The following is a 13,858-nucleotide window of genomic DNA, read 5'->3' as shown; positions in this document are numbered from 1 at the left end:
TGGCCGCCCGGCCATCCAGTTGGAACACGAAGAGGGAGCCGCGCCTCTCCTGGGCGGCATCATCGAACTGACCCTCGACTACGAGACATCTTCTCCAATTTCCTGAATAACAACCCGATAGACGAGAGGATTCGACATGGCCCGCAGCTATGGCTCGAACGCTACCCTATTGCTTAAACGGGAGGGCAGCTACGGCTCCATCCCCACGGGCGACTACATCCAGATGCCCTTCAACCGCTGCACCCTGAGTAGCGAGCAGGGGCTGATTGTCGATCCAGTGCTGGGTCAGGGACGCGACCCCCTGTCGCCGCTCCAGGATGTCATCAACGACGAAGGCGACATCGTCGTGCCCATGGATGTGCGCTATCTCGGCCTGTGGCTGACGGCGCTGCTGGGCAATCCAGTGACGACCGGAGTGGGGCCCTACAGTCATGAGTTCCACTCAGGAGGCGCATCCATCCCCAGCTACAGCGTGGAGGTGGGGCTCTCCCAGGCGTCCTCCTTCTTCATGCACCAAGGCGTAAAGGCCAACACCCTGGCCCTGGAGTTTCAGCGCTCCGGCGCGGCGGCGGCCACGTTGGGCGTCATCGCCCAGGGCGAAACCCGCAACGGGACATCCCAAGGCGGCACGCCTACTACGCTCACCTTCAATCGCATCAGCCAGTTTCAGGGCAGCATCAAACGCAGCGGCACGCTCATCGCCAATCTCACGGCGGGTTCGCTGACCTACTCCAACAATCTGGAGAAGATCGAGACCATCCGCAATGACGGACTCATCGATGGCGCCGATCCCACCATCGCCGCGCTCACCGGCAAGATCGATGTGCGCTTTGCTGACACCACGCTTGTTGATCTGGCATCCAACGGTACGCCGGTGGATCTACAGTTCGCCTACACCATCGACGCCGACAACAGCGTGGTGTTCGACTGCCACGAGGTCTATCTGCCCAAACCCAAGCTCACCGTGGATGGTCCCGGCGGGGTGCAGGCGAGCTTTGACTTTCAGGGGGCCAAGAACGCCACGGCGGGGCGCATGCTCACCGTGACCCTCACCAACGACGAAGATGGGAGCGTGTACCTGTGATTAGCCTTTCTCAGCCCAAAGAGCCGTTTGATTTGGACCTGCCCTACGGCGTGACGGTGACGGTCAAACCCCTCACCACCGCCGCCATGTCGCTGTGTCAGACCGCCGCACGCCGACGTTTGGAGCGGGAGTATCCCGAAGCCGAGGAAGGCGAGCAGCGCGAGGGGCTATTCCACGCCTATCTGATCCAAGAACTGGCGACCAATCACATCACCGCGTGGAGCGGCGTCGGTAATGACAATGGCGGTGAAGCGCCGCTCAATCGCCAGAATGTCATGGCGCTGATGGACCGCTATCCCATGGGCGAGCGGTTCTATCAGCTGTTCACCTTCCACCAAGTGATGCTCAACGCCGCAAAAAACGGATCCGCGCCCTCTGCCGCTGGCATTTCCAGCCCGGCGGAGGGCCAGGGTACTGCCGAGAGTGTGTTGATCGCGGCGAGCTCTGCGCCCGAGGCCAGCCCGGACTGAACGGTAAACTTTGTCCCAGCCGGGAGCATGCGCCGCGCAGCATCGAGGAGCAGCAGGTGTTTGAGGTTGTCCTGGCGTGTCAGAGTCAGCTCCGTGTTGCGCCATCGGGACAAGTTCTTGGGCTCGATATGAGCGTGGCGCTGCAGATGGCGGATGCCATGGGGATGGAAAGGGCTACGGCGGCGGAGTTGCTGCCCTGGGCGGAGATAGGGATGCTTGAGGTCATGCGCAGCAACAAAAAAGAGGCCGCCCAATGAATACTGATATTGGTGGCCCAAGGAGATGATTCCTCAAATGACCTCGCAGCAGTAAATATAAATATTATGATTCTCTAATGTCAAGTGAAAGCCATGACCCGCACCCAGCACAGCTACAGCATCCGCCTGTCCGTTGAGCAGGGCGGTAAGGTCAAAGCCGAACTGGCCGACATCGGCGCCAGCGGCGAGCGCTCTTTTCAGCGCATCCGCGCCTCCAGCAACGACGCCTCCCGTGGTCTGGAATCCCTCACCAGCCGCGCCACTTCCCTGCAAACCAATATCTCTCGCCTCACCGGCATTATCGCCGGACTCACCGCCGCCGGGGGGCTCACCGCTCTGGCCAATCGCGCTATCACCGCCGCCGACGCCATCGGCAAAACCGCAGACCGGATTGGCGTGGGCGTGGAGTCGCTCCAGGCGCTGCGCTACGCCGCCGACTCAGCGGGAGTCTCCCAGCAAACTCTCGAAATGGCGCTACAGCGATTCACTCGGCGTACCGCTGAGGCTGCCCAAGGGACCGGTGAAGCCAAAGCCGCGCTCCGTGAGTTGGGCATCTCGGCCAGGGATGCCGGTGGCAATGTCCGTGATACCGAGGACCTTCTCCTCGACGCCGCCGATGCGCTCAAAGGTGTCGAAAACCAATCCGACCGCGTGCGTTTGGCGTTTAAGCTGTTCGACTCTCAAGGCGTAAAGCTGCTGCAGATGCTGCAGAACGGCTCTGAGGCCATGCGCGAGACCATGCAGCGCGCGCGGGATCTGGGCATCGTGCTGGAGGAGGAGCTGATCCGCAACGCCGAGGAAGCGCGCAATGAGCTGGATACCCTGGCCAAGGTTCTCGATGCTAACCTCTCCCGGGCTCTGTTAGATCTGGCTCCGGCTATTTCGGATGCCTCAACCTGGCTGGCGGATCTGGCCAGCGATGGGGGGGTGGCGTATGAGAAATTCAAAGCCATCGTCACCGGTGACACCAACTTCGAGAACCTGAGTCTGCGCGCGGTTGCCGCCACGGTGCGGGAGTACCGAGAGGAGGTGGAGGCGCTGCAGAAGATCATCCAGGTCAATGAGACTCACCGGGATCTGTTCACTGGCCGGGACCGCATGAGCGATGGCGCGCTGGAAGGGATGAAAGCCAAGCTGGCGGAGAAGGAGCGCATCCTGGCCCAATGGTCAGCGAAGCTGGCCATGATGCGCGCGCAGAGTGGTTCGAACAAACCCGCTGGCGCGCCCCCCGCTGACAATCTGCCCGATCCTGAAGCGGCCAAAGCCGCCGCGCGGGAGTTGGCGCGCATTGAGAGCGCGTTACAGGATGATCTGGAGAAACTCCGCTCCGCCGGCCTGTCCAAACGACAACTTCTGGAGGAGAGCCACACCGAGGCGCTGCTCAAACTGCGTGATCTGCGCGACAAGGCGCTCACCGATGCAGAAAGGGCGCGCATCGACCAGGCAATGGAGAGTCAATATGAGCGTTATCGCCTGGAGCGCGCAAAGCTGGTGGCTGTTGAGCGCGAGTATCTCGCTGAACTCAAGAGTGAGATCGCCCTTCATCAGCAAGTAATCGACGGCAAGATCCCCCTGGAGGAGTTGACCCGACGCCTTGCTGAGGCTGAGCGCGAAGCGGCCATCCAGAAGGAACTGAGCAACACACTCTCGGAAACCGGCATTCAACTCGGCTCAGAGCAGGCGCGCGAACTGGAGCGGCTCATCCGCGCCAAGGAGCAAGCGACGCGCACCACTGAGGAGATGACTGAGGCGGAGGAGAAAGCCGCCAAGGCCGCCAAGAAGGCAGCAGACGAACACAAGAAGGCCCTCGAAGCCTACGAGAAGAGCCTTAACGCCCCCTTTGAGCGCGCCGCAGAGGGCATTCAGAACGTTTTGACCGACGCCTTTGAGTCAGCGTTTGATGGCAGCCTGCGCAGCGCCGACGATGTGGCGGATGCGATGAAGCGCATCTTCATCCGCGCCGCGGCGGAGATTGCGGCGGCCATGGTGATTCGGCCAGTCATCGGTTCAGTGATGGGGTCGGTCGGGCTGGGCGGCGTGGCGCAGTCCATGGGGTTGTCTGCTCCCAGCATCACGGGGCTCAGCGGTGGCGGCGCGGGCAGTCTGTTCAATATCGCCTCCACGGGCAGCGACCTGTTCTCCGCCTTTGGCGGCAGCTTTGGTTTGCAGACCAGCGGTATTGGCGGCGCCATCAACGCTTTCGGCGCATCCAACCTCGGCATGGCCTCGCTGACGCCTCAGTTCTATGTCCCCTCCATGGGCATGACGGTGACGGGCTCGGAGTTGGCTGCGATTCAATCTGGTCTGGGCTTTGAGCTTCCCGCCACCCAGGTGGGCACGGCGGTAACGCCGGGTTCCAGTATGTTGGGAGCTGGCACCGCCATGGGCTATCTGGGCGCGGCTGGATTGGGCTATGGCGTGGGTTCCATGGTGTTTGGTTCTCAGGAGGCAGGCATCGGCGGCGCATTGGGCTCCGCTGCGGGATACGGCATCGGCTCCTCCATGGGGACCGATCCTGGGGAGTGGCGGGCGGTCCCGTCGGGGAGTGGTGCTGGGAACTCTGGCCGGGAGTTTCATCGGAGACCTGTTTGGCGATGACGAACCCTCACCGCCTGCCATAACAGTATTCTTCAATGGCATGGAGCATCCCTGGGCTGGGAGCAACCATGTCAACATCGGTAACCTGACCAGCACCCGTAATGCCGATACGCCGGTAGATGCCGTCATCGCCATGAGTGAGGGGCTGCGGGGATTGATCACCCAGGGCGGGTTTACCCTGGGCGAAGATTACACGGTTCACGAACTGGGACATGTGGGATGGCACGCTGAGAAGGGTTACTCCGACAGCGCCACCGGTTTCGGTTGGACGGCGGAGAACTTTGGCCAGGCGATGTTGGGGCTGTTCGGCGGCAACCTGGCCAACGGAACAATTCAAGGCGCGGCCCCCGCGCTCAAGCACGCCCTGAACAACGCCAGCGACTACACGGAGATGGAGCGCATTCTCACCGAGTGGTCCGCCGGACGAGATCAGATGCTCGCGGTTTTAGAGGGCGTATGGGCGGAGCCCACCCAGGCAATGACCAAGCCGAAGCCGCAGTACAGGCGCTCTCCACTCAGTTTGACCAGATGGCGGCCAACGCCGATCTCTACAATATCGCCCTAGAGGAAGTAGACGCCGCGGAAGCGCATGCAAAGGAGCAGATGCGCAGCCAGTGGCGGGGCGAGATCGAGGACAAACTGCTACAACTGACCGATCCTTATGGCTTCGCGCTCAAACAGCTTCAGGAGCAGCAGGCCGGACAGATTAAAGCGGCTGAGGCGGTGGGAATGGGCGCGCAGGCGTTGGCGGATCTGCACACTGCGCAACTGGAGGCGCTCCGAGAGCAGTATCGCATCATCCCGGAAGTGGCCTCGGAGGATGTCACCGCAGCAGAGCGCGCGGCGTTGCAGTGGGCGGAAGGAATCCGCCGGGAGCTACTTGGGGTGATGGACCCCATGGCGCTGGCGTTTGAGGAGTTGGACGACTGGTATGTCGAGCAGTTGGCCCAGGCGGAGCAGTATCAACAACAGACCGGGGACCTGACGGCGCTCTATCGCGCCAGACAACAGGCCATTCGGGAGGAGTATGAGCAGATCGCTCCCGTGTTGGATGAAGATCTACTTGATTTCCTGGGCGCTCAGCAGCGGCAGGCGTTGCAGTGGTCGGAGTCGATCCGGCGTGAGCTGTTGGGGATGACCGATCCCAGGGCCTTGGCGATGGAGGAGTTGGAGCAGTGGTATGCGGAGCAGCAATCTCTTGCTGAACAGCACCAACAACAGACCCTGGAGCTGACGGAACTCTACCTGACCAAAAAGCAGGCCATTGAGGAGCAGTACGCCGAGCAGGCTGTGGCAACCGCCAATGGCGTGAGCGTGAGAATGCAGAGCGCCCTACAGGGAATCAACAACACGCTGTTGGGGCTGGAAACGGGGAATCTCTCTACCCTGACGCAAGCCGAGCAATTGGATCTGGCCCGGACCGCATACAATGGCGTGGTGCAGCGCGCCTACAATCGCGACATTGACGCCATCAGCCAACTCCCCAGCTTGGCGCAGGGCTACCGTCACCGAGGCCCGTGATCAATACGCCAGCGGTGCGGGTTACAAGAGTATCTTTGACTCGGTGCGGCAGGATCTGTCGGGGCTGCTTCCAAGCAATCAAACCAACCCTGCCGCCGAAGCCGACGCCCTCCGCAACGAAGTCTCCGAGTTGCGCGCGGATGTGGCGTTTCTCACTCAAACGGTGGAACGCCAAACCCAGCAGCTCATCGCTGCCGGTAAAGAGCAGGCGGCATCCGCCACAACCGCATCTCTCGCCCAACTGCGCGCGTCACAGCTTTCATAGCCATGACCATCTCAGATTCCGACTATCAAGCGTGGCTGGCGAATCCGGCTGCGGCGCGGGAGCTATTGCTCGAAGCCCAGGCTTATCGCAACGGGACTATCGATACCCTGCGCCTGTCGCGCATGGGCTACATCAGCCATGCCAGCGACTCGCCTGCGCACAGTACCTATGACGGGCTTATCATTGAGCCAGTCACCATCAGCCGCCAATTGAACGGCCTCTCCGGTCAGGCATCTCGCGCCTGGGGTGACATCGTGTTCGCCAACCCTGAGGGGCTGATGGACGTCTGGCTCACCGAGGCCATCTTTACTGGGCATCCGGTATCGCTACGGTTGGGCGACCCAGCGTGGCCGCTTGCCGATTTCCGCACTGTGCTCACTGGCGTGGGCGGGCGACTAAGTTACGCGGGTGCGGCGCTGCGTTTGGAGGTCCATGACCACGGGGCAACGCTGGATCGCCCCGTACAGTCCAATCTACTCACCAGTGGCCCAGAAACGGACAATCCAAAACCTCTCCTTTACGGCAGGGTTTACAACGCCAGCCCGGTGCTCATCGATGCCGCTACGCGCGTTTATCAACTCCACGATGGCGCGATGCAGTCGGTGGATGCGGTGCGCGACAACGGCGTTTTGCTGACGACGGGTACGGATTACAGCGTCGATTTGGCCAATGGAACGGTCACGCTGGTCTCTGAACCAGCGGGGCAGATCACTGTTGACGCTGTATCAACTACACAGACCGCTGCCGACATCATTGAAGCGTTGGTGACGCGCGAGGCTCTGACATCCGGAGACTTGGATGCCGACGCCTTCGCTGCTCTCAACACGCTCTGCCCGCAGCCCCTCGGGCTCTACATTCGGCAGCGTCGCAATCTGGTCGATGCCATCCAGGAAGTGGCTGCCAGCGTCGGCGCATGGTGGGGCTTTACGCGCTTGGGCAAGTTTACCGTGGGTCGCATGCCGGATCTTTCAACGCCGGGCGATCCCGTGCTGGACCTGGGCCCGGATGACCTGCATGCCGAGATCCCGCGTCATGAGCCCCTGGATGCGCCCCCATGGCGAATCCGGCTGGGCTACCATCGTCACTGGACGGTTCAGGACGCCGATGGCTTGGCGGGGTCGGTGTCTGCCGAGGCCCGTGCTGCTTTCTCCCAGGAGTATAGCACCGCCTCTGCCTCTGATGCCGCCATTCAAACGCAATGGTCATTGGCTTCTGATCCCGATCAGATTCCGGCGCTGTTGGCCGACGAGGCGGATGCGTCAACCGAAGCGTCTCGCCGCCTGACTCAGAACCAATCCGCGCGCCACAAGTGGACATTTCGCACCCAAGCCGGAGCATTGGCCGCTGATCTGGGCGATGTCGTGCGCATCACTCATCCCCACATCCCCAGCTGGGAAAACGGTCGCAGCGGCATCGTCACCGCCCTGCGTGAAACGCCCTCTGACAACCACATCGACATTACGCTGGTCACATCATGAGAATCGTACCCGAGAATCTCGCCGACTTAGCCACGCTGACCTGTGCGCCGACGCCACTGGCGGAGCAACCGGTCACGCATCTCCAGGATCTGCGCCGTCAGCGAATGATGCGCACGGTAGATACGGCGGACCATGTCATCACAGCTACTTGGTCGGCGCCACAGCGCATCAGCTGCATCGGCTTGTTTGGCCACAACATGCGCAAATCTGCGGCGCGGTGGCGCGTGGAGCTTTTCTCCGATGCCGCCTGGACCACCAGCGTCTACGACTCCAGCGTGATCCCCATGACGGTGGTGAAGGGGTTTCGCGCGCTCACTTGGCGCGTCGATACATGGCGCGCGACCATCTTCTCTGATCGGGATTCCGCTTTCTCGGTGCTGTGGCTTGATGACAGCCACGCCATTCAATCCCTGCGTATCACGCTCTCCGACGCCGCCAACCCGGATGGCTATCTCCAGGCCTACCGCATTCTGTCTGGGCTCCACTGGCAGCCCAGTCGCGGACCCGCATTTGGCGTGACGCTCCAGGTCAATGACCCCACGGAGCTGACCCAAACCGCAGGTGGCACGCTGGCGGCGGTGTCGCGCGGAGCGCCCACTCGGCGTCTCTCCCTGGAACTGCGCTGGATGAGCCGAGACGCCGACGCGCGCCGTCTGGTGGAGATGCTCACCAGTCAGGGCAAGCGTAACCAGATGCTGATCTCCTTGTTTCCCGGCCAGAGCACCGGCGAGGAGATCGACCACACCATTCTGGGGCGGATCTCTGACTCCCCTCAGATCGCCATTGTGCATCCCCAGCGCGCCCGCGCCAAATTGACCTTCACCGAGGGCTAAGTCATGAGCAATCAGATTCCCAGCAACATCACCGATGACGCATACGCCAATGAGATCGAGGGCGGATTCCGCGCCATGCTGGTGGGGCACAACACCGATGGCAGCCACAAGGCCAATATCGATGCCGCTATCGGGGCGATCTACGCCGAAACCGCCGCTGTGGCGTATATTTCCACCACTCAGTTCACCGTGGCGGGGGATGTCACCGCTACCTACACCGTAGGACGGGCCATCAATGCGGTCTCCTCCGGTGGCAATGTCTGGAGCCATGTGGTCAGCGCCAGTTTTGATGGCGGCAGCGGACTGACCACCGTCACCGTTAGCGATGAGGTGATTCCGGCTGATCTGGAGCAGATCCTCTATGGCATCATCACCGATGAGCGACAGTTGCCGGAGATGGGGTTTCTCAAGACCGATGGTTCCGAGCCCTCCACTGGTTTGCAGGGCTTCACAGGTGGGATTCAGTGCTCCGCCTACAAGGGCTACAGTGCAACGCTGTCATTTAGCAATGATCAGGATCAGCAGCTCCTGGATCTCAACCGCACGACCACCATTCTTCACGGAGCGAATCTGTCTGTTGAGGATGGCGGCATTACCGTGCCCACTGCGGGCAAGGGAATCTCCGCCGGAGGTGCGACAATCCACAATAACCCCAACGGAGGCCATACGGATGATCCAGGATACTGCCCGACGCTGACACTGGGTGATGGACCGGACGATGCTCCCTACGGCTCCTGGTATGGCGGAGAAGGCTCGACACATGGTCTGTTCATCCGCTGCGTGCGCTGGGCAGGGGCGACTTGGTGGCGTGGCGTCATTGGCAGCAAGCGGGATTCGAGCCGAATTGAAGTCTTCGACATGTGGACGAGTCCCAACTGGGAGTTCCACGCCGCCAACGGCGGCAGCACAGAAGGATTTCGCTTCCACTCCGGCTCACACGGCACCTACGGAGAGTAGAACGGACACGCCCTGGTGCAGATCGAAACCGGACGTCCCAACGGCGGCTGCCGCGCCTTCGGAGTCAAAGACGACAACAACGGCAACCTGTTTCGCATTGAATCCGGTGGCAACGTCTACGCCAAGGGCTCCATCAACGCCAACACGGCGGACTTCGGCGAACTCATGGAGTGGGATGATGGCAACCCTGACAACGAGGACCGCATCGGCCTGCCCGTAGTGCTCGCCAAGGACGCCGATGGCCAGCCCAATGGCAAAGTGCGCATCGCCACCCATGATGACGACCCCAACGAGATCTTCGGCGTCATGTCTGGCACCGCCATTCTGGTGGGCAACACCTTCGAGGACGAATGGGCGGAGAAGGATCTTCGTGACGCCTACGGACGCACCCTCACTGAGCCTTGCGTCCAACTGTCCTGGCAGGACGAGAATGGAGAACGTGTCTTCTACCATGAAGACCGCATCCCCGAGAGTGTATTCATCCCGGATCTGATCATTGATCAGGATGATCCCAAGCCCACGACAACCGACCCGGAGACCGGCAACGCCGTCAATATGAGCGAGCGGCTCTACGCAGTGCGCCGCACGCGCAACAGCGATGGCCAGCCCCTCATGCGCAATGTGCAGAATCCCGCCTATGATCCCAGTCGCGCCTATATGGGGCGTCAGTACCGCCCCGAGTGGGATGTTATCGGCTTTCTGGGGCAGATCCACCTGTGCGCTGGGTCACCGGTCAATCCACGTTGGCTGAAGCTTCGCGATGCCGGGGAGGGCGTGGAGTTGTGGCTGGTGCGGTAAGGTCCAATAACCCGCGCCGGGAGGCGTGCTCAATCCAGCAGAGAGCAGCATGACGGCTCAATCCGCTGGAGAGCGACGCCTCTCGGTTTTGGGCCCCATGCAATTGTCAAAGATCGTTCTCTCAAAGGGGCTCCATGCCCTGTATACGTTGGCAAAGAGGCTATCCTCTCTGAATAGAAAATGGTAGCATTTTCAATGTTGACGACATTTGCGAGAGGCACAGGGCACGCGAACCGATATCGCTCCCACACCGGTCTGTACGCTGCGTTCCGGCAAATAGCCATTGCGCACAATCTGCTGACGCCCTGCTTCGTCGACTTCTGTGCCGTATTGCGCCAGCAGCGCCGCCACCTCCGCCTCAACCGCTTGATGAATCAATTGACGCGCCCCTTGGCGTATCACTTCCGTAAGCGGGTCGTTCGGCGCTTGTGCTGGCGCACGTAGAGCAACAACGCTATCCTTCTTCATGGCGTATCCTTCCCTTGTGGATTCTGGTGGATGCTCGGCAAAGCTCCACCAGGATACGCCACCTGATCTCATCTCGCTCATACACAACTTTCGATCATAGCTCCTCCATGAACAGCCCATCACGCTGGACATGGATCAGGCTGCGTGATCAAATAACTGAGAGTGGGGCTTCGCCTCTGAGTGAATTTCCACCACTTTTGAGACACAACCCAGGATACGCCACCTTCTCAAATCACCTCCTTACACCACTTTCGAGCATAGCTCGGAGCGCACAGGCGGGGTGCTATGTTTAGTAGAAACGAAAGCAGTCGCACCCGAGTATTCCTCTATGTGAGTCTGGCTCTGCTGGTGTCCGATTTGGTGTTTGTGGTGGCCAACTACTCAGCAGCCAACGACGCTCTATTGGAGTCCTTCACCAAGCGGGGCCGGGAACAGAAGGCAGCGTTTTATCTGCTGCTGGACTCCACCCTGGGCAACATGCAGCAGATGGCCACCTTCATCAGCCTGGACCCAAAAATTCAGCAGCTGTTCCTGGCCGGTAAGCGGGCTGTGGAGGCGGAAGGCGGCGGGCCCGGTGGGAAGGAAGCCGCCCGCATTCGCCAAATTCTGCTCCAGACGGTAGAATCTCGCTGGAAACAGATGGCCAATCAGTACGATGTGCGGCAGCTCCACTTCCATCTAGGACCGGCCTCCCTGAGTTTTCTGCGGGTGCATCAACCGGACAAGTTCGGCGACCGCATGGACGGGCTCCGTTTTATCATTGAAGACAGCTACCGCGATCAGAGTGCACTAAAAGGGTTTGAGACCGGGCGCATCTACTCCGGGCTACGGGGGGTGGTTCCCATGTATGCCTTCGACCCGGACAGCAACAAGCGCATCCACGTGGGAACCCTGGAGGTAGGGAGTTCCTTCGACAGTATGTTCGCCATCATGGACCGGCAGTTGGGGAGTGGCGTGAGCGCCCTGCTGAAGGTCAAACATGTGAACAATACCATGTGGAAGGAGTTCGTATCACGGCAGTTTAAGTTCACCCAAAACGGTTGTAATTGCAAAGTGGAGGCCACCTCCCGCCCGGTGAGATCGGTTCTGCAAGCCACCATGCCTTTCCTGGAAGGGGGGCGCTTCAGCGAAGAACACACCCACTGGGTGGAGCACGATGGCCACAACTACTCGGTGACCCACTTTCCCCTGCTGGATTATGTGGCCGAGCGGGACAAAACCAACCAGTCGGTGGGGGCCATTATGCTGTGGACCAATGTGGATGAAGGGGTGCAGGCCTACCGGGCAGCGATTCGCAACAACCTGATTATTGCCCTGGTGGGGCTGATCACCCTGGAGCTGCTGATCTGGTGGGCGATCCGCTTGATCTCCAGCCGGTTGCAGGGGGAGATTGACCAGCGTACCCAGGAGTTGAGTGAAGAGGTGGCGGAGCGGGAGTACCAGCAGCTGTTCCTGAAAACCGTGATCAATGCGGTGCAGGATCCGATTATGGTGATCGGCGCGGATTACCGAGTGCAGCTGATGAACCATGCCGCCCAGCACACCACTGCCGAGGGGGACGATCTGTTCTGTTATGTGCACTCCCATCACCAGAACACACCGTGCAATGGCGACCACCACCCCTGCCCACTCATTCGTGTGTTGGAATCCGGCCGCACCACCAAGGTAGTTCACATCCATTACAATCCCGAAGGGGAGGAGCGGTTGATCGAGCTGACCGCCGCCCCCATGCACGACCGGCACGGGCAGATGGTGGGTATTGTGGAGAGCCAGCGGGACATCACCGATCACGCGCGCGCGGAGCGGGATCTGGTCATCGCCAAGGAGGCGGCGGAGAGGGCCAACCAGGCCAAGAGCGACTTTTTGGCCAACATGAGCCACGAGATCCGCACCCCGATGAATGTGATCTTGGGTATGGGTGAGCTGCTACTAGAGGAGGAGGGCAACAAGCAGAAACGCCACTACCTGAAGGTGGTGCAGAGTGCCGGTGAGGCGCTGCTCACCATCATCAACGATATTCTGGATCTCTCCCGTATTGAGGCTGGGAAGATGGACATCGCTAGCGAGCCGGTCAAGGTACCCGAGCTGCTGGGGGATGTGGTGAGTATTTTTTCCCTACAGGCAAAGAAGAACGGACTGACCCTGCAAGCGCATACAGAACGGGGGGTGCCCGAGTGGACCTTGAGCGACCGGGTGCGGCTGAAGCAGGTGCTGATCAACCTGGTGAGCAACGCCATGAAGTTTACCGACCAGGGCTCGGTAACGCTGTCCGTGGAGCCGGTTGGAGAAGGCGTGTACCGGTTCGCCGTCACCGACACCGGCATCGGTATCCCCCCGGAGAAGCAGGCACTCATCTTCTCCTCCTTCATCCAGGCTGACTCCAGTGTGACACGCCGTTTTGGTGGCACGGGGCTAGGGCTGGCCATCTGCAAGGCGATTCTGGAGCATATGGAAGGACGAATTGGCGTAGAGAGTGAAGAGGGTCAGGGTAGCCGGTTCTACTTCGACCTGCCATTGATGGATACTAAATCCCCCCACCCCACGGAGATGGCATCCCAGCTTGTTGGGCAAGAGTCCCACGCGCCCACCCCGCTGACGCTACTGGTAGCGGAGGATTCGGAGGACAATATCACCCTGCTGAAAGCCTATTTAAAGAAGAGCCCTCACCGCATCACCTTTGCCCGCAACGGGATGCAAGCGGTGGAGGCGTTTAAAAGAGAGCCGTTCGACCTAGTGCTCATGGATGTGCAGATGCCGGAGATGGATGGCTATGCGGCCACACGAGCCATTCGGGCCTGGGAGCGGGAGGAGGGGCGCACCCCCACCTTAATCTATGCACTCTCCGCCCATGTGTTGGCGGAGGCCCACGAGCGCAGCATGCAAGCCGGGTGTGACGGACACTTGAGTAAGCCGATCAAAAAGAAAACCCTGCTGGGCTTTCTGGAGTTGTTTCCGGTGAACAAAAATGTAAGCGTCGAGTAACCACATGGTTCCCCTGTCTGGGGCGATCCGTCACGCTGTGGTCTCCATGATGTCAATGGCGCCCGAAAAATGCAGCCCCATGGCGCCGCAATAATGCATCACTTGGGCATTGGTTGGGCGCGTAGCGCACAACGGGGTTTGCCGTTT

At 60.6% G+C, this 13,858-nt stretch carries 12 protein-coding genes and 1 pseudogene; 12 read left to right on the top strand and 1 reads right to left on the bottom strand.

The window, feature by feature from the left end; translation table 11 throughout:
- Nucleotides 1-136 precede the first annotated feature (136 nt).
- From MAIT1_RS06250 to MAIT1_RS06200, 11 genes are all read left to right on the top strand, one after another.
- Nucleotides 137-1,084, top strand: a complete 948-nt coding sequence (locus MAIT1_RS06250) for a phage tail tube protein (RefSeq protein WP_085440115.1) — start codon at nt 137-139, stop codon at nt 1,082-1,084.
- Entirely contained in the window at nt 1,081-1,554 is a 474-nt protein-coding gene (locus MAIT1_RS06245; protein ID WP_085440114.1) for a hypothetical protein, read from the top strand. The genes MAIT1_RS06250 and MAIT1_RS06245 overlap by 4 nt, the downstream gene beginning before the upstream one ends.
- Nucleotides 1,555-1,610: 56 nt before the next feature.
- Entirely contained in the window at nt 1,611-1,811 is a 201-nt protein-coding gene (locus tag MAIT1_RS06240) for a DUF7697 family protein (protein ID WP_085440113.1), read from the top strand.
- A 93-nt stretch (nt 1,812-1,904) separates the two neighbouring features.
- Nucleotides 1,905-4,409, top strand: a complete 2,505-nt coding sequence (locus MAIT1_RS06235; RefSeq protein ID WP_143814689.1) for a hypothetical protein — start codon at nt 1,905-1,907, stop codon at nt 4,407-4,409.
- Nucleotides 4,410-4,449: 40 nt separating this feature from the next.
- Nucleotides 4,450-4,974, top strand: coding sequence for a hypothetical protein (locus tag MAIT1_RS06230; RefSeq protein ID WP_143814688.1), 525 nt, complete (start codon nt 4,450-4,452; stop codon nt 4,972-4,974).
- A complete protein-coding gene (locus MAIT1_RS06225; protein ID WP_158089338.1) occupies nt 4,866-5,930 on the top strand; it encodes a hypothetical protein in 1,065 nt (354 codons plus the stop codon). The genes MAIT1_RS06230 and MAIT1_RS06225 overlap by 109 nt, the downstream gene beginning before the upstream one ends.
- Before the next feature lie 43 nt (nt 5,931-5,973).
- Nucleotides 5,974-6,195 carry a hypothetical protein gene (locus MAIT1_RS06220; protein ID WP_085441436.1) on the top strand — a complete coding sequence of 74 codons (222 nt, stop codon included), beginning with the start codon at nt 5,974-5,976 and terminating at the stop codon, nt 6,193-6,195.
- Nucleotides 6,196-6,197: 2 nt separating this feature from the next.
- The gene (locus MAIT1_RS06215) at nt 6,198-7,673 is read left to right on the top strand and encodes a phage tail protein (RefSeq protein WP_085441435.1); all 1,476 of its coding nucleotides are present in this window, start codon (nt 6,198-6,200) and stop codon (nt 7,671-7,673) included.
- Complete coding sequence (locus MAIT1_RS06210) at nt 7,670-8,506, top strand: hypothetical protein (RefSeq protein WP_143814686.1); 837 nt, start codon at nt 7,670-7,672, stop codon at nt 8,504-8,506. The genes MAIT1_RS06215 and MAIT1_RS06210 overlap by 4 nt, the downstream gene beginning before the upstream one ends.
- Before the next feature lie 3 nt (nt 8,507-8,509).
- On the top strand, nt 8,510-9,463 hold the full coding sequence (locus MAIT1_RS06205) for a hypothetical protein (protein WP_085441433.1): 954 nt from the start codon (nt 8,510-8,512) through the stop codon (nt 9,461-9,463).
- Between the two features lie 15 nt (nt 9,464-9,478).
- A complete protein-coding gene (locus MAIT1_RS06200; RefSeq protein WP_085441432.1) occupies nt 9,479-10,261 on the top strand; it encodes a peptidase G2 autoproteolytic cleavage domain-containing protein in 783 nt (260 codons plus the stop codon).
- Between the two features lie 222 nt (nt 10,262-10,483).
- Here MAIT1_RS06200 and MAIT1_RS06195 read toward each other — a convergent pair.
- Nucleotides 10,484-10,729, bottom strand: a pseudogene (locus MAIT1_RS06195) (IS256 family transposase); the annotation flags it as partial.
- A gap of 285 nt (nt 10,730-11,014) precedes the next feature.
- Here MAIT1_RS06195 and MAIT1_RS06190 point away from each other — a divergent pair.
- The gene (locus MAIT1_RS06190; RefSeq protein ID WP_085441430.1) at nt 11,015-13,711 is read left to right on the top strand and encodes an ATP-binding protein; all 2,697 of its coding nucleotides are present in this window, start codon (nt 11,015-11,017) and stop codon (nt 13,709-13,711) included.
- The last annotated feature ends 147 nt before the right edge of the window (nt 13,712-13,858 follow it).

Origin of the sequence: Magnetofaba australis IT-1, from assembly GCF_002109495.1 — a bacterium.
Classification (GTDB): domain Bacteria; phylum Pseudomonadota; class Magnetococcia; order Magnetococcales; family Magnetococcaceae; genus Magnetofaba; species Magnetofaba australis.
Note: the sequence above shows the minus strand (reverse complement) of the source record. Positions and strands in the feature narration are given on the sequence as shown.